Genomic DNA, 17,556 nt, shown 5'->3' on the forward strand with positions numbered 1-17,556 from the left:
ATATAATAAACTTTTAACCAAACCAACTTAAAATGTTAAACACAAGATCCACAATAGCGGAGCTGTCAACAGGTTCTGCTGTATTACTATCCTCTGAACACAGAGAAAAAATTCTATATAGATTTAATAAAACCGGCTGGGACTACCATGATGAGGAGACGCTGGTTTCTCTTTTTTTGAAACAGGTAGATCTGCACTCTGAAAATACGGCTGTTGTCTGCCAGGGAAGGGAGATCACTTATAAAGAGCTAAACAGGAGAAGCAATCAACTTGCCAATGTTCTGCTGGAAAAAGGAATAAAAGAGGGCATGTATGTTCCGGTATGGCTGGACCGATCCCTGGAATGGGCTGTCGCCATTCTCGCCATTCTCAAAACGGGAGCGGCATATGTTCCGATAGATCCTGCTTATCCGGTAAGAAGAGTAGAATATATGCTGGCAGACACCGCGGCTCAGATCATTATTACCAATCATTTATTGGGGAAACTCTTATCAGAAAATGAAAATGCTGCGGTTTTTGTACTGGATCAAATGGAAGATCTGGATCATCTATCTTCTCAACAACCGGATATTGTAATTCATCAGGATGCTCTTGCCTATACAATTTATACTTCGGGATCTACAGGGAAGCCGAAAGGGGTAATGATAAGTCACCAGGCTATCCAGCATCTTGTGACCTGGCATAATCACCATTTTCATGTGGACTATACTTCAAGACTAACCGTTGTAGCGGGGTTAGCATTTGACATCTCAGTGTGGGAAGTATGGTCCGCGCTTACCTCAGGGGCAACTGTTTTTATTGCTGATCATGAAGAAAGGACAAATGCGGCTGCTTTGGTTGGCTTTTATCATAAAAACCGGATTACACACGGTTTTGTACCCACCGTTTTAGCGCCTGCAGCTTTGGAAGAAACCATGAAATATAAGGATCTGTCATTAAAATATCTTTTTACAGGAGGAGAGAAGCTTAAGCCTGTTCTGACCTCTGAATTAAGTTATGAGCTGGTTGATTATTATGGCCCTACTGAATGTACTGTATTTGCTACTTTCAAAAAGGTAAAAGACACAAACGGAAAATATCGCTCTTCAATAGGTAAGCCGATAGCTAATGCAAAAGCCTATATTTTGGACGAAAAGATGGAACCCTTACCTGTGGGAGCTGTAGGGGAATTATATATAGGAGGTGATATATTGGCAAAAGGCTATCTCCATAACGAAGAACTTACCGCAACAAAATTTATCGCCAATCCGTTCAGCGGAATGGGAACACTTTACCGTACCGGAGATTTGGCGAGATGGCATGAGGATGGCGAGATTGAGTTTTTAGGGAGGATAGACAACCAGGTAAAAATCCGGGGATTTCGGGTTGAATTAGGAGAAATAGAGAGAACGCTTACCCGGCAGGAAAATATCCGGGAAGCCGTAGTGATTACAAAAGAAACAGTGGGCGGTAATAATAAATATCTTGTTGCTTTTATCGTACCGGAAGCTTCTGTAGAAAAGGATGTTACTTTGATCAGAAGTCAGCTGAAAGAAGAATTGCCAGGGTATATGATTCCTTCACAGATTATTTTTATTGATACAATACCCATAACGGCAAATGGAAAAACTGATACCCATGTTTTAAAAGAGCTGGCGGACAAAGAAGCCCGGGAATTCGTCTCTTTTGAGCCTCCTACAAACGAAACAGAAAGAATAATTGCTGATATATGGTCTGCAGAACTGGAAAGACCGGTCATCAATATGTCAGATGATTTTTTCGATATAGGAGGGAATTCTCTTCTGGTGGCTGTAGTAGCCGTAGCATTAGAGAAAAGGCTTAATGTAAAAGTATATTTAAGAGATATTTATCAATATCCCGTATTACAGCAGCTTTCGGAGGTCTTGATCAGCAGGTCTAAAGAGATGCAGGAATCTGCTCCTGTAGAAGATATGGAGCCTTATGTAGAACTTCAGAAAGATGTTTATCTTGCTCCCGGGACGGTATTTGCAGGAGGCTTTGACCCTAAACAGGTGGAAAATCCATCTGTACTATTTTTAACAGGTGTTACCGGATTTGTAGGGATTCATTTGCTGCAGGAGCTTCTGGACACTACAAAAGCCGATATCTACTGCCTGGTAAGAGCGCAGGATGAGTTTCATGCGATGGAAAAGATAGACCACAGCTTCAAACAGTATCATATTTCTCAGAAACATGAACAGAAATCAAGAATCATTCCTGTAATTGGTGATCTCTCCTTACCCTCATTGGGCCTTTCGGAGGATGTATTTACAATGCTGGCGAAGAAAGCTGACCTTATCTATCATTCAGGAAGCTCCGTTAACTTTATCGAGCCGTACTCTTATATGAAAGCCCCTAATGTAGAAGGCTTACGGGAGATTATAAAACTTGCAGGAGCAGAAAGAACCAAATGCCTGGCCCTATTATCTACTATTTCGGTGTACAGCTGGGGACATATATTTACCGGTAAAACAGTAATGCTGGAAAGTGATGATATCACACAGAATCTAATGTCGGTAAGTAAGGATATTGGCTATGTAAGAAGTAAATGGGTGATGGAAGCTGTGGCCGACCTGGCGGCAAAAGAGGGATTACCGCTAATAACCTACCGTCTCGGATATGCAATGTGTCATAGTGAGACCGGGGCAAGTGCTCCTTATCAGTGGTGGTCGGGATTAGTGAAAAACTGTGTGGAATTTCAATCTTATCCTGCACTAACAGAACTGAGAGAAGGCCTTATCACAGTAGATTATATGACGAAAGCTATGGCTCATATCACAAAAAATAAAGAGGCGGTAGGTAAAAAATTTAATCTGATTGCCAGCCCGGAAACCAATTTAACCCTGGAAGATTTCTTTGGCTTACTGAAAAAATATTATCCTTTTTCACTAAAGGCTCTTCCTTATAAAGAATGGCGAAAACAATGGGAAGATAACAGTAAAAACCGTCTGTATCCTCTTACCAGCCTTTTCAAAGATAATATGCATGAAGGACTGTCCACTGTAGAGCTTTATCAGAATACTTACGTCTGGGATTGCTCGAATGTTATTCAGTTTCTGGAGGGATCTGGTATTAAAGAACCCGTATTTGATAAAAATATGTTGGATTCCTATTTGAAATATCTTGAAATTCCAACTCCATCATATTGATTAAAAATAAAGATCAGGCAGAGAAATGCCTGATCTTTTATTCAAATTTTGAAAAATATTAGTTCAATGTAACTTTTATCACATTTTGCACTGTAGGAACAGGATATTGGTTTCCTACTTTTGAAATAAGCATACTTTCAGCCTGTGGAGTTCCTCCAAATAATGCCTGGTGGTTTCCGGCTCCCGGATATTGATCAATGCCGGTTCCGGAGTCAAATAAAGCTGTACCAGAGGTTACATCTCCTTTTGTGCTGGCATCAATAATTTGCTCATTGGCATAAAACCAGTCATTGGAAAAGCCAAACATCGTTACATAAGCGATCCTATCACCAGGTTCTGCTTTAAAATTAGTCATCACCTTGCTGCCGGGTGCTACCGGAGCATTTCCTGCAATAAATACTCCTTTCACGTTTGGTAAAGATTGTAAACTATTCTGAAGTTTCGTTACATTTCCCATCTGTGCAATTTCTTTTAACCCCACTCCGTTATCCTTTTTTCCTGCTTCATAAATAGGGTTTTTATCTCCGCGATACACCACAACTAATGCTGGTGAAAGCCCTGTCATAATGCCTGTTTCATTATTAAGCTTGGCTTTCATTTTTGCAATGTCTCCCATTTGTGCTATATCCGTAATCTCAGGATTTGATAAAGCGTTGGGTGTAAAGAAAGGCGCTGTATTCAACAGCTGCGAGCCATTGTAGTTGGAAACGGCCCAGACTCCCGGAGAGAAAGGTGTTTCATGAGCTGTTCCGCCGGAAGTGTTGGCAATCGTTAAGGTAAATTCAGATGTCACATCATTAAAAGCAAGATTAAGCTTCATAAGCTGCGCTGCATTTACTGCAGGAACCTGCATGATAGGTTTGCTTTCTGCCTGCCCGGTCATATTATCTTTGGTTCCGTTATCCCATAAAAGGACTTCAGAAGAAACATCACCTGTTATGGCAGTCCCATTGTTGTCAAATAATTTTATTCCGGGTTGCTTAGAAGCAAAGAACCAGTCTTTGGAAGCACCGTACATGGTTGAAAACATTAAAGATTGGGCTTTTCCAGCGCTAAATTTAATAGAAACTGATTGTCCTGGTAAGATCACCGGCTGCCCTGTTCCCTGAAAGCTGCCACTTTCTACAAAGTCCTTAGGGGTAACCACATTTTCGAAGGTAATAGTTCTCTCAAAAGACATATCCCCCATCATGTAATTGTCTGAATCGTCACATGAATAAAGAGTCAATGCAGCGATAAGACCTGCTGCTGTACATTTTAAAAAGTTCTTTTTCATAAGTTAATTTTTTATAGTTATAACTGTGCTAAAACTATAGTCGGAGACTTTTTAAAATCCTGACAAAAAAATAATTATTTTTTTTATGAGTTGGTTTTTAGTAAATAATACGTCGAGTTTTGTCGTTGGACAGGGCAATATTTGCAGCAGAATAAAAATAGATGTGACAAGACATCTCCTGACTTAAAAATTAACTTATAATCAAAGAATATTCAATGGATAATTTTATTGTTTTAACCAAAAGCTTTGCAGCCAATGAAAGTACCGTGGTAGATATTAAATCATTGGGATTTGGAACTGCACTGAACTCACTGGTGTTTCAAAATAAAACAGGCCAGTCTGCCACATTTGTATGGCAAAAAAATGTAATGCCCGACAATGCTGAGAAAATAGGCTACTTCAAAGAAATTATCAATGAATTAGGGGTGAGAATAGCCCATTATGATGGATTTATAACCGTTACCAATGGAGGAGGAGTTCAATATCTGAAGGCCGAACTAAAAAGGTGAAAGTAAAAGAAGGCATTATATTCCCTTTTTACCATCTAAGATCATCTGTATCATCTTGATCTTTCTCTTTTCTCTTGTTTCAGGCTTCTTAGCTTCTTCAATCCAGCGGATATATTCTTTTCGGTGTGTATAGCTCATCGTATCGAATATTGTTCTGGCTTTAGGATTTTCATTAAAAATGGAAGCAATATCTTCTGCAATATCTACAGTTCTTTCCTCTTTATCTTCAATAAGAGAAACGGAAACCTCATCTCCAAAAGTTTTTCCAAGCTTTTTTCTCACCTCCTGGGTTAATCCTAAAAGGTGGCAGCCAGTTTTCATTTTGGCAAGGCTTCCCCGGTATTCTACCTGGCCATCAAAAACAGCTTTGATCCTGACCAGTCCTTTTTTTCCAAATAACTCTTCGGTAGAAAAGGGAAACTCTACATAGGCGGCATTCATTTCTCCATTTTGTTGTATGGTGGCTGTAAACTCTATTGTTTTAGAAATCATGATGAAGGATTTTATTATTCAAAAATAAAAAAACCGTGAAACTAAATTTCACGGTTTAAAAAATAGATCAAAAGAGATTACTTTTTCTTTGTTTTCTTAGGTGTTGTAGTAGTACCTGAAGTTTTAGATTTTGTATCAGCAGGCGTGTTTTCACTTCTTACAAGTTTTAACTCATCCACTAATCTTCTTGCACCAGCATATTTGTCGATAGTCCAAAGAACAAAACGAACATCTACGTTGATTGTTTTCTGCCATTCCTGTTCAAATACGATATCTCCGCTTAATGCCTCGCTGTTTCCGTCGAAAGCGATACCGATAAGGTTACCGTCACCATCAATTACCGGAGAACCAGAGTTACCTCCTGTAATATCGTTGTTAGAAAGGAAGTTTACAGGCATATACCCTGCAGCATCAGCATATTGTCCGAAATCTTTAAGGTTATAAAGATCGATCACTCTTTGAGGAAGGTCAAACTCTTCATCACCTTTCTTGTATTTTCCTACAAGACCAGTCATGTCTGTATAATAGTTATCTGTAATACCGAAATAATTTCTGTCATTTCTGATAGGAAGTTTATCTACAGTACCATAAGTTAATCTCATAGTAGAGTTAGCGTCCGGGTAGAATTTTTTCTCAGGCATTGCTTTCATTAATCCAGCTAAGAACAGACGGTTGTTTTTTGCAAAATTATCATCTACCTTAACATATCTTTCAGTGCTCATTTTTTGATCTGCCATAATTCCGTTAGCTGTTTTCCAAAGTGGATCAGCATCAAGCTTTAATGCATCCGGGTTCAATAAGAAGTTCGTAGCAGAAGTCTTGTTGGCAAAAATTGAAGAATAAGCAAGGTTAGAAACCGTTTTAGCATCCAATCCTAAAATAGTAGCAGAAGCAACATCTTTATTTTTAACTCTAGCCTGGTAAAGACTTGTCATAGCGGCAAGCATTTCTCCTTCTAACGCAGGGTTGAAGTTTTCATAAGCTCCTTTGATAGCAGCCTCTGTTTTAGCCTTCATGGCCAATCTTCCCTGCATATCCTGAGCAGCATAAGCCTTAAGAGCAGAACCTACCTGTAGAGCAAGAGAAATATATTTTGTGTTTCTTGCAAACTGTGATGCATAGTTTCTTTCAACATTTCTGTCTGAAACCTGCGTGTAATAAGCTCCAATATCTTCCAGAACGCCATCATAAGCTTCGTTTCCTGGCATTGCAGCCCATTTTTTATAAGTCTCTTCGATCTTTTGCTTGTCAGAGATGGTTCCGTTTTTATCTACAGCATCAATGGTTCCCTGTCTGTTTTTCCAGTAGTTCGCTACAGAAGCATATTGAGAAGCATAGTTAAGCTGGGTAGCCTTATCCTTATTCATATACTTTTTCATTACATCCATAGCCACTTTAGAAGCTTCCACCCAAGCCGGGTAGTCTTTGTTTACCATTTGCTGAATTCCGTAAGAAGTCAGGTAACGGTTGGTTCTTCCAGGGTATCCTAAGATCATTGAGAAATCACCAGGCTTAATTCCCTTAAGAGAAACCGGAAGGAAATGCTTAGGCTTCAAAGGAGTGTTACTTGGAGAATATTCAGCAGGATTTCCTGCAGCATCAGCATATACTCTGAAAACGGTGAAGTCAGCAGTGTGTCTTGGCCACTCCCAGTTATCAGTATCGCCACCGAATTTTCCTAATGAGGAAGGTGGCGCTCCCACTAATCTGATGTCTTTATAATCTTGGTATACAAAATAATAGAATTCGTTTCCGTTAAAGAAATCTTTTACAATTACTGTATATTTTCCGTTTTCAGAGTTTTCTGTTTGGATGGCTTTTGTTTCAGCATCAATAACAGCTTTTCTCTCTGCTCCGGTCATATTGTTGTTTAGTTTAGAATTGATTCTCTGTGTAGCATCATCCATTCTTACTAAAAATCTTACATAAAGATCCTTTGCATTGAATTCATCTTTTTGTTTCATTGCCCAGAAACCATTCTTCAGATAGTCTTTTTCCGGTGTAGAAGCAGCAGCTACAGCGCCATAACCACAGTGGTGATTGGTAAATATCAGTCCTTTGTCAGAAACAATTTCACCAGTACAGAAACCTCCAAAGCTAACAATAGCATCTTTTAAGCTCGAATTGTTTACTGAATAAATTTCTTCAGGCGTCAGGTGTAGACCTTCTTTTTGCATATCAACACCGTTAAGTCTTTTGATGAGCATTAGCAGCCACATCCCCTCATCCGCCCTCATCTGAGCAAAGCTCAGCAAGAAAGTGAATAGTAGAAATAGTCTTTTCATTTTATAATATAATTTTTGTGTCGCTAATTTACTAATTTTTACGATATTCAGTCCCAGATTGGTATGAAAATGGAATGATAATGCGCATGAAAAAAATACTAGTATCAGTTTTCGCCGTTTTATTTCTGGGTCTTGTTTTAAATTGTTCGGCTATGCCGGATAAAAATCCTGCCCTTCAGAGACAATGGATGTTGATTTCTTTAGATGGTTTTTCTAAAGATCAGCTGATTGCCAATAAAGCGGAAATCAACCTTACAGGGAAGATGGAAGACGGAAAAATCCAGGGAAGTGCCTATATGGGATGCAACAGGATGTCTTTTGCTTTAGCATTTAAAAAGGGTGGAAAAGTAAAAATATCAAATGGGGCGAGTACCATGATGGCCTGCCAGAATATGGAGCTGGAAACTTCTTTTCAAAAGAAATTTGATACGATGACTAAATACACCGTAGAGGGGCATTTTCTGATACTTTCTGATGAGAAGGGAAATGCAATGAAGTTTGTAGCTGCTGATTGGGATTAATTAGGATAATATATCCAATATATAAAAGTCCGCCAACTTGGCGGACTTCTTTTGTTTAAAAAATCCAGATGGGTTACCCGCTTTAAGTTATCAGTTTTCGGGAATTGTTTTTTTTATTTGTTCCAGCGTTGCTGTATTGGGTAGTCCTGTCGTATTATTTGTGTTCCTAGAATTCGTTGTATTGCGGGATGCCTGTCTGTTGGGAATTGTTGTTTTTATTTCTTCAAGGCTTGCTGTGTTGGGAAGGAGCTTCCCGGAACCAGATGGAGCCTTAGGTTTGGGTTCCTGTTTCTTCACTTCCAGTCCCTGATCTGAAGCCAGCGCAGTTTGGGAAGTTTTTTTCTCTGTTTTTTCCTGGTTGTCTTTTGCTATTTTTGCTTCCTGCTCTTTTGCCTGTTTTAAAACCTGAGCCTGATCTTCTGTCGGTGCTGCTTGTTTATTTTCCTGGGCATAGATAATGGAGCTTAAAAATAATAACACTGTGATATATACTACTTTCATGACGGTTTATTTTATGTTGACTAATACCTGAATTTTTCCAATTTCTTTCTGATCATAATCCTGAAGAGATTTTCCGATCACCTGTCCTATTTTTACCTTTTTAAGATTGGCCTTCATAGCGACTCCCGGTGTTGAGGAGGTCACCAGTAGGTCGCCCCTTCTGATTTTTCCGTTTTCCAGGCATACTTTTGTGGGAATCACTCCAATTACACCCATGGGAACTTTATCTGAAATGTCTGTATCAATATGCTCTTCCGTAAGAAGTACACCAGGTTTGGTAGCATATACGCCAGCAACAAGATTGGAGTAGGGTTTGGAGGATTTTTCTACGGTTCTGTCTGAATTTATCGAGATCACTAGAATATCTCCGGTTTCATATTCAGAAATGTTTCCTTCCACATCAAATGCTTCGGCGACATCAGCACCACTGGCTTGTGTTCCTCCATTAAAAAATCCTCTTCCCGCTTTGTTGATTCGGGCTACATTGGTTGAGGCACTCTGGTAGACGGCAATATCACCCGACGGTCCCTGATGGTTGACAAGCAGGGTAGAGCCTGTACCCGTAGTGGTTACATGTACTACCGGCTGGCCGTTACTGTTATTGAAGTTGGCAAATCGACCCGCTTTACCGGTGCCAAAATTGGGTACAAAACCTGAAATAGCATTACCATTTCCATCGCAAGAAGCTTCAATACCATCACCGTTTCCTCCGGCATTGGCAGTAATTCCATTTCCGTTCCCTTCTGTTAAGGCTAATAATGCAGGGCCATTTCCTGATGGGTTTGATGAGTAGAATAAACCTCCAAATCCTCCTGTTCCGGATGATAAACCATAAATACCGGCTGTTCCGAAATTGGAAAATATTGAATTGACCTCCCCTTTTACTGCCGGGGAAGTTCCCTGAGTTTTGTCCACTTTAAAGTTTCCTGCAATACCGTTTCCTACAGTAGTTACGGTAATTACATCACTGGTGTTGGCCTCATTGAAGATATTGAAACGCCCCGCACGCCCTGTTGCAAATGTAGGCACCCAGGCATAAAGAGCATTTCCGTTACCATCAATATTAGTTTCCACACCATTCCCGTTTTTGCTTGCGTTGGCTGTGATTGCATTTCCGTTACCATCTGTAATCGCTACCAATGCAGCGCCGTTACCTGAAGGATTAGAGGCGTGAAATAAACCAGCAAAACCTCCCGTTCCGGAAGAAATACCGAAAATACCTGCTGCCCCAAAGTTTCCGAAAATAGTTTTAACCTCTCCTCTTACTGCTGCTGCCACACTATTGGTGTTGTCCACAAGAAAAGAAGCGGCATTTCCCTGTGCATTATCAGGAATGTTTCCATTGCCATTGGTTTCTACCTCAAAAGTATTATTGGTGGTATTGGTTTGGTTCAGGTTTTCAAAACGGCCTGCACGGCCTGTGCTGCTATTTAGGCCTACCTGTCCATATACTCCTATACCCGTTCCGGAGGCATTGGTAGCAATGAATCCTCGTACGCCATATCCACCTCCGTCATTCCTTCCTACTACAGCTCCGGCAATGTCACTGGTTGTTCTCCCCACTACTGCTTCACCGGCGCCGTTATTATCACCTATGATACCTGCAGAAGTTTGGGCAGAGGTAATACCATGCACTGCAAAACCGTTTCCTGTTGAGCTCAAAATACCGGCTCCGTTTCCGGAAGAAGTAACATTGATGACGGTTCCGTTTCCTAGTGTAGAAGCATTAAGGACATTGTTGTTATTAGCATTGTTGAAGATAGCAATGTTGGCAGCAATTCCGCTATTACTGGTAGCATTGAGGCCGGTTCCTGTGTTACTGTTTGCGTATACCCCATATCCGCTTCCACTGGAGTTTCCATATACTCCCAAGCCATTAGGTGTAACCCCATACACTCCCCATCCGCTTCCGTTTTGGCTTCCCCAAACTCCTACGCCCAGTCCTCCGGTTCCGTTATTGATGCCGCGAACTCCTGAAGAAAATCCTCCAGGGGCAGTATTGGTAACAACTCCCCGCACTGCAGCAATACTTGAAGTGGTGGTATTATTAGTTCCCTCTAAAGAAGTTCCGTCTCCATCATTTGTTAATGAAAACAATGTAGAGGCATTATTTACGGTATTGGTATAAGGAATGGCAAAGGTACCGCCACTCGTTCCTGCAGCCTTTGCATACATAGCGTAGGGAACACTTAGCAGCTGGCTGGTTCCTGTGATGGTATAATTGGTGCCTCCCGCAGGGTCAGTTTCTGTTTTTAAATAATAGCTTCCTGATGACCAGTTAATCGAAGCAAATGTTCCTGTAAGAATGGTTCCCGTTCCTATTTCAAGGCTGATAAGACCATTGGTGTTGGTGTTTCCGGTAAGCCTTTCCGAATAAACTGCTGCTCCGGCAGGAGATCCCTGCAATACACTTACTTTGACAGCAATAGCCTGGTTGCTTAGCAGCTGTCCTATACCATTTCTCATGACAGCCTGATAGCTCATTTTTTCCGGAGCCTGTGAAAGCCCCATAAAGAAGCCCAAGAGTATCCAGGACAGTAGTAATATTTTTTTCATGGCATTTATTTTTTAATGATTTTAAAAGTTTTAATATTTTCTCCATTCCTGCTAATCCGCATAATATACATGGCGGAAGGCAGAGAGGAGAAATTAAGCTCAGATTTTGATTGTAAAATCATGTCTTTTTTGATCAGTTTACCCTGAGAATCAAATAACTGATACTCTGAATCCTTGTAGCTGTTTGTGGTAAAATCCAGATACAAGTATTCCTTGAAAGGATTAGGGTAAATAAGAATGTCTTTTTGATCTTTCTGGCCTGATGAGGGATCCTGAGTGGAAAGTGTAGTGATTTCGAACCCCTGTTGTACTCCTTCAAGAAGCTGAATAGGGGTGCCTTTATTGAGGTATGCAGTCTGGCCTATACTGTAAGAAACAGAACCATTGCCTGATGACGCATCGGTTCCGGTAGCTACAAGTGCTGACTGAGCCCGAAAGATGACGACAGAAAATACAAGCAAGGTGAGGCAATAAATAGATTTTTTTTTCATGGATAACTGTTTTTAGGTGATTAGCAAAGTTTTTTTTAAGGGCAAATTTTGGAAGACTAAATTACCACCTATGCTCATCAGATTATAGAAAAATAGACCAACGGCAGAAATAATCGACCAATGGCGTTTTGTGAATTATTGTTGAAAAAAGTCTGTGTTTTTAAGGCTCGAAAAAGGAGAGGTTGTTCTTGTATGCTCTGCCTATGGGAAGCTTAATCTGATGGGTTAATTCTATTTCATGGCAGCTTTTACTACGGATAAGATGTCTCGGTACTGCATAGCTGCGGTGTATTCTTACAAAAGAATCAAAAAAGTTTTTAAGGAGCAGATTTCCTAACGAATCTAAAATACAGTGATTTTTTTTCAGGGTAATAATCCGGGTATAGTCTTTTAAAGCTTCCAGATATAAAACATCTGTCTTTCTGATCTGAGAAATATGACCACCTTCTTTTATTTTAACAAAATTTTCCCCGAAAAGAGCATCGTAGCAATCGCATTTTTCTTTTACTTTAAAAAACTCAGAAAGCCGTTGCATGGAGTAATGGAAGCGCTCTGCCGTTAATGGCTTAGTAATAAAGTCCAGTGTATTGATTTCAAAAACAGAAGCTGCCAGTTCAGGATGGGAGCTGACAAAAATGCAGGTGGGTATTTTATGAGCCAGTTTTCTAAATTCAAGACCGTTCATTCCTCTTAAATTGGTTTCAATAATAAGAAGGTCAACAGGAAGTTCAAGGTAGGAAATTGCTTTCTCTGCCGAATCAAAAGAAGCGACAATTTCTATGTTTTCGTACTGTCTTATATAATGTTGAAGAACAAGCCTGTCCAGTTCATCATCATCAATAATCATACATTTGATTGGTGTCATCATGATTCTCTGGCAATTAGTTTACTATTTTAATTTAACGATTTAAAAATCAGAAAATTATTACCTAAAGTTATTGATTTTTATGAAACAATAATTGATTATACTTAAAATTATATTAAAAAGTGTTATTATATAAAATTTGATTTTGTTTTTTTTCTGAAAAATATTATCTTGTAAAAATCATAAACATAGATAGAACTTCATGTTAGAAAAGAAAGAACATAATTATGAGAAAGCGGTCTTGGTGGGTCTTATTACACAGCACCAGGATGAAGAAAAACTAGTGGAGTATATGGACGAACTGGAGTTTTTGGCTTTCACAGCAGGAGCAACCGTACAAAAACGCTTCACTCAAAAATTAACACAACCTGACTCCAAAACCTTTATTGGAAGTGGAAAGGCAATTGAGATAAAAGAATACGTAAAAGAAAATGAGATAGGAACCGTCATTTTTGATGATGAGCTTTCTCCTTCGCAGCTTAAAAACCTGGAAAGAGAAATGGAAGTTAAAATTTTGGACCGAACCAACCTTATTCTTGATATTTTTGCCCAGCGTGCACAAACTTCATATGCGAGAACTCAGGTGGAACTGGCACAATATCAGTATCTTTTACCACGTCTGACAAGAATGTGGACTCACCTTGAGCGTCAAAAAGGGGGAATCGGAATGAGAGGTCCCGGTGAAACGGAAATTGAAACTGACCGCCGTATCATTCGTGACAGGATCTCCTTATTGAAAGATAAGCTGAAAACTATTGATAGACAAATGGCTACTCAGCGTAATAATCGTGGTAAAGTGGTTCGTGCAGCGTTAGTGGGCTACACCAATGTGGGAAAGTCTACACTGATGAATTCACTTTCAAAGTCTGAGGTTTTTGCTGAGAATAAATTATTTGCAACGCTGGATACCACGGTACGAAAAGTGGTCATCGGAAATCTACCGTTTTTACTTACCGATACCGTAGGGTTTATCAGAAAATTACCTACTCAGCTTGTAGAATCATTCAAATCCACTTTGGATGAGGTTCGTGAAGCCGATCTTTTGATTCATGTGGTAGATATTTCCCACGAAAGCTTCGAAGACCATATAGAATCTGTAAATAATATCTTAATGGAAATCAATGCTCATCAAAAACCGATGATCATGGTTTTCAATAAAATTGATGATTTCAGCTACGAGAAAAAAGATGAAGACGATCTGACCCCAGGTACAAAGAGGAATATTTCTCTTGAAGAATGGGAAAAAACATGGATGGCAAAATCTAAATATCCTACCGTTTTCATCTCTGCACTGACGAAAGAAAACTTTCCGGAAATGAAAAAGATGATTTACGATGAGGTGATGAAAATTCATATTTCCAGATTCCCATACAATGATTTCCTTTTCGAGTATTTCGATAACGACGAGGAAGAAAGCAGCAATTGATGAAATATCACTTTTTCCTTCTGTTCATCTTTTTTTCGGTTTTTGGTTTCAGCCAGAAATCAAAAATTGATATGAAAGCTATTGAGAAAAGTCTGAGCAACAATGGTTCCCCGTATAATTATGATAAACTTATTTTCAAGTATAAGGGGCTTCCAAGATCTTTAGACAGTATAGAATCTCAATATCTTTACTATGGAAGAAATTTCAGAACGGATAAAATCATCACTTCGGATGAGCGCTTCAAAAGTCTGGCAGAAGCTTTTAAACAAAATAATTTTGAAGATTGTATAAAGCAGGGAAAAGCCTTATATGGTAAAGATCCTACCAATCTGGATATTCTGCTGATTCTTCTCAGGGCCTATGATTCTCTAAAGGATGGGAGCAATTTTATGCACCATCTTAATCAGTTCCGCTCATTAGCTGATGGCATAAAAAGCTCCGGAGATGGTAAATCTGAGAAAACAGCCTATCTGGTTAATTCCGTAGGAGATGAGTATATTTTGCTGAATATTTTGAAAATTGGACAGGATTATACCAGAGGTTCAAAACCTTCCAAAGACGGAATGTTTGACATCTGGGAAAAAGAAGGGGTTAAAACCTATATCAAAGTACTTTATTTAGACACATAAATTAATTTAAAAAACACTTAGTGGAGTTATATTATTCATTCTCAGCATTAATCGTATTAGCATCAATATTTGCCTATCTTAACTATAGGTTCCTTAAACTTCCAAGTACCATCGGAATAATGGTTATCGCCATTGTAGTTTCTATTTTCCTGGTATTGTTTGGGGAAACAGTTCTTCCAAGAACGTTCGGGCATCTTCATAACCTGATGAACAGTATTGATTTTACAGAGGTTCTGATGGGAGCAATGCTTAATTTTCTTCTCTTTGCAGGAGGAATTCATATTAACATCAATGACCTGAAAGAACAGTTCAGACCGGTATTGATATTTTCTACGGCGGGTGTTGTGATTTCCACTTTTGTAGTAGGTTTTGGAATGTTTTACTTACTGCCCTATGTAGGAGTTAAACTTCCTTTTATTTACTGTCTGGTTTTTGGAGCATTGATTTCCCCTACAGATCCTGTAGCGGTTCTGAGTGTTCTGAAACAGGCTAATGTTTCCAAATCACTGGAAACAAAAGTGGCCGGAGAATCTCTTTTCAATGACGGTATGGCGGTTGTAGTCTTTACAGTGGTTTTACAACTGGCAGTGGGAAAAGAAGTAGACTTAAGTGTCGAAAATATAGGATTGCTTTTGCTTCATGAAGCTGGAGGAGGTATTTTACTTGGGGTTTTACTGGGATGGATTACTTCCAGGCTGATGCGTGAAGTGGATGATTATATTATTTCCGTTTTGGTAACGCTTTCTGTAGTGATGGGTGGGTACCTTATTGCAAGACAAATGCATATTTCCGGCCCGCTGACAATGGTTGCAGCAGGTTTATTTATGGGTAATTTTAACAGGAGTTTCAAAATGAAATCCGTTACGCAGGATTATTTGATTAAATTCTGGGAACTGATTGATGAGATCCTGAATGCTGTATTATTCCTGTTTATCGGGTTCGAACTTTTGATGATTAAAGATCTGAAACACTATATGATTCCCGGAGTATTGGCAATTATTGTAGTCCTGCTGGCGCGGTTTATTTCCATCTGGGGACCTACAAAGTTTACCTCTTTGAGACGAAGCTTTAGCCCGCAGACCGTAAAAGTACTGGTTTGGGGAGGAATCCGTGGTGGAGTATCTATCGCATTGGCAATGTCTATTCCGAAAAGCGAATACAGTGAAATTATTCTAAGTATCACCTACTGCGTGGTAGTATTCTCTATTATTGTTCAGGGTCTTACTATTGCCAAGGTTGCCAATCCCAATAAAATTGCCAAGGAAGAAGAGGAACAGGAGACTGTAGTGCTGGAAGATAAAGCTTAATATGTAACACACTAACAGCGTTTAGAATGAGTAGTATTGTTAAGGAAATACAGGAAGCATTAGCCGTTTTATCAATTCCCGAGAAAGCTGAATTCTTTCCAAGGTTCTTCAAAACCGGAAAGGGAGAATACGGCGAGGGAGATTTGTTTTTAGGGGTAACTGTTCCGGATCAGAGGACTGTAGCTAAAGAATACTATTCAAAAATCAATTTAAAGGAATTAAGCGGGTTGCTGGCTTCAGGATATCACGAACACAGGCTCACAGCTCTTTTTATGTTGATTTCAAAGTTTGAAAAAACAAAAGAGCAGGCAGTAAAAGATGAAATAGTGGCTTTTTATCTTTATCATCTTCCCTATATTAACAATTGGGATCTGGTAGATTCAAGCTGTTATAAAATCCTGGGCAGATATGCCTTTGAGAACGGAAAAGAATATCTTCTGAGAGACCTTTCCGAGTCTGAAGTAATGTGGCATAAAAGAATTGCTGTGGTGGGAACCATGCATTACGTAAAAAAAGGATCATTTGAACTCACCAAAGAATTGGTGACCAGAAATCTGAAACATACCCACGACCTGATGCATAAAGCAAACGGCTGGCTGTTAAGGGAAATGGGAAATAAAAATGAAGGACAATTAACCAGTTACCTGAATCTGTACTATAAGGAAATGCCGAGAACCTGTCTCCGGTATGCTATTGAAAAATTGGACGAGGACCTCCGACAGAATTATTTGAAAGGACTTATTTAAAAAAATAAAAGCAATAGTAGTACTGTTTCATATCTTGAAAAACTACCTGAAAACAGCTATTTATCTCCAAAAAATCAAAGATTGTAGGGATTTAAGACGGGAATTGAGTAGTTTTGTTGTTTTAAACTCAATCATGAAAAACATTCTTAAGTTATGTCTTCTATTTCTGCCTTTGCTGGTGCTGACAAGCTGTTTCGATATTTTAGATAAGATTAATCTAAAAGCTGACGGAACAGGAGAATATACTGTTATTCTTAATGCGAGTAAAAGCAAAACAAGACTCGCTTCAATTTCTAAAATGGAAACTATTAACGGAAAAAAGGTTCCCAAGAAGTCTGAAATTGAAAGCAAAATCAATGAAGCCTCTAAAATTTTCAAAGAGACACCGGGAATCAGTAATGTGAAAACCTCTATGGACTTTGATAATTACATCATCAAACTGAGCTGTAATTTTAAGAAAATTGAAAATATCAATGCCGGACTAGAGAAACTAAAGGCTCAGAATATACTGGGTAAAATGATTCCAACACAGATATACAGCCAGAATCTTGAAAAAAAGGTATTGACGAGAAATAAATTGAATACATTCAAAACGGATTACGACAAGATGAGTAAGGCAGACAAAGAAGTCTTTAATGGTGCCACATATACTTCCGTAATGCAGTTTGAAAACACTGTAAAATCCCAGACCAACAGTGTCTATCTGCTTTCTCCAAATAAAAAGGCCGTAAAGATGGACGCGAGCATCTTAGATGTAATTCTTCAGAAAAAGCAATTACAAAATACAATCCTTTTCCAATAAA

15 protein-coding genes are annotated in these 17,556 nt (G+C 39.1%); 8 read left to right on the plus strand and 7 right to left on the minus strand.

Going from position 1 to position 17,556, the window contains the following annotated elements:
• Window positions 1-32 precede the first annotated feature (32 nt).
• Complete coding sequence (locus LQV47_RS02375; RefSeq protein ID WP_230033390.1) at window positions 33-3,149, plus strand: amino acid adenylation domain-containing protein; 3,117 nt, start codon at window positions 33-35, stop codon at window positions 3,147-3,149.
• Window positions 3,150-3,207: 58 nt separating this feature from the next.
• On the opposite strand, the gene LQV47_RS02380 is transcribed toward LQV47_RS02375, so the two are convergent.
• A complete protein-coding gene (locus LQV47_RS02380) occupies window positions 3,208-4,425 on the minus strand; it encodes a spondin domain-containing protein (RefSeq protein ID WP_230033392.1) in 1,218 nt (405 codons plus the stop codon).
• Between the two features lie 215 nt (window positions 4,426-4,640).
• On the opposite strand from LQV47_RS02380, the gene LQV47_RS02385 reads away from it, so the two are divergent.
• Window positions 4,641-4,934: a hypothetical protein gene (locus LQV47_RS02385; protein ID WP_230033394.1), complete on the plus strand. Its 294-nt coding sequence runs from the start codon at window positions 4,641-4,643 to the stop codon at window positions 4,932-4,934.
• A gap of 15 nt (window positions 4,935-4,949) precedes the next feature.
• On the opposite strand, the gene LQV47_RS02390 is transcribed toward LQV47_RS02385, so the two are convergent.
• Complete coding sequence (locus LQV47_RS02390) at window positions 4,950-5,426, minus strand: YdeI/OmpD-associated family protein (RefSeq protein WP_230033396.1); 477 nt, start codon at window positions 5,424-5,426, stop codon at window positions 4,950-4,952.
• 77 nt (window positions 5,427-5,503) lie between these two features.
• Window positions 5,504-7,711, minus strand: a complete 2,208-nt coding sequence (locus tag LQV47_RS02395; protein WP_230033398.1) for a S46 family peptidase — start codon at window positions 7,709-7,711, stop codon at window positions 5,504-5,506.
• Window positions 7,712-7,797: 86 nt separating this feature from the next.
• Here LQV47_RS02395 and LQV47_RS02400 point away from each other — a divergent pair, with 86 nt between their 5' ends.
• Window positions 7,798-8,232, plus strand: coding sequence for an META domain-containing protein (locus LQV47_RS02400; RefSeq protein WP_230033400.1), 435 nt, complete (start codon window positions 7,798-7,800; stop codon window positions 8,230-8,232).
• A gap of 90 nt (window positions 8,233-8,322) precedes the next feature.
• On the opposite strand, the gene LQV47_RS02405 is transcribed toward LQV47_RS02400, so the two are convergent.
• The 4 genes from LQV47_RS02405 to LQV47_RS02420 form a co-directional block, all read right to left on the minus strand.
• Window positions 8,323-8,733: a hypothetical protein gene (locus LQV47_RS02405; protein ID WP_230033402.1), complete on the minus strand. Its 411-nt coding sequence runs from the start codon at window positions 8,731-8,733 to the stop codon at window positions 8,323-8,325.
• Between the two features lie 6 nt (window positions 8,734-8,739).
• On the minus strand, window positions 8,740-11,289 hold the full coding sequence (locus LQV47_RS02410; protein ID WP_230033404.1) for a collagen-like protein: 2,550 nt from the start codon (window positions 11,287-11,289) through the stop codon (window positions 8,740-8,742).
• 5 nt (window positions 11,290-11,294) lie between these two features.
• Entirely contained in the window at window positions 11,295-11,780 is a 486-nt protein-coding gene (locus LQV47_RS02415; RefSeq protein ID WP_230033406.1) for a T9SS type A sorting domain-containing protein, read from the minus strand.
• A 160-nt stretch (window positions 11,781-11,940) separates the two neighbouring features.
• Entirely contained in the window at window positions 11,941-12,648 is a 708-nt protein-coding gene (locus tag LQV47_RS02420; RefSeq protein WP_230033408.1) for a LytTR family DNA-binding domain-containing protein, read from the minus strand.
• Window positions 12,649-12,847: 199 nt separating this feature from the next.
• Between LQV47_RS02420 and hflX the strand changes: the two genes are divergently transcribed.
• The 5 genes from hflX (at window position 12,848) to LQV47_RS02445 (ending at window position 17,555) form a co-directional block, all read left to right on the plus strand.
• Window positions 12,848-14,071 (plus strand): GTPase HflX, encoded by a 1,224-nt coding sequence (gene hflX, locus LQV47_RS02425; protein WP_230033417.1) that lies wholly within the window; start codon window positions 12,848-12,850, stop codon window positions 14,069-14,071.
• Window positions 14,071-14,700, plus strand: coding sequence for a DUF4919 domain-containing protein (locus tag LQV47_RS02430; protein WP_230033419.1), 630 nt, complete (start codon window positions 14,071-14,073; stop codon window positions 14,698-14,700). The genes hflX and LQV47_RS02430 overlap by 1 nt, the downstream gene beginning before the upstream one ends.
• A 20-nt stretch (window positions 14,701-14,720) precedes the next feature.
• Window positions 14,721-16,007: a sodium:proton antiporter gene (locus tag LQV47_RS02435; RefSeq protein ID WP_230033421.1), complete on the plus strand. Its 1,287-nt coding sequence runs from the start codon at window positions 14,721-14,723 to the stop codon at window positions 16,005-16,007.
• 26 nt (window positions 16,008-16,033) lie between these two features.
• Complete coding sequence (locus LQV47_RS02440; RefSeq protein ID WP_230033423.1) at window positions 16,034-16,753, plus strand: DNA alkylation repair protein; 720 nt, start codon at window positions 16,034-16,036, stop codon at window positions 16,751-16,753.
• A 133-nt stretch (window positions 16,754-16,886) separates the two neighbouring features.
• Entirely contained in the window at window positions 16,887-17,555 is a 669-nt protein-coding gene (locus tag LQV47_RS02445; protein WP_230033425.1) for a hypothetical protein, read from the plus strand.
• Window position 17,556: the final 1 nt, after the last annotated feature.

The organism is Chryseobacterium sp. Bi04, assembly GCF_918698085.1.
GTDB lineage: Bacteria > Bacteroidota > Bacteroidia > Flavobacteriales > Weeksellaceae > Chryseobacterium.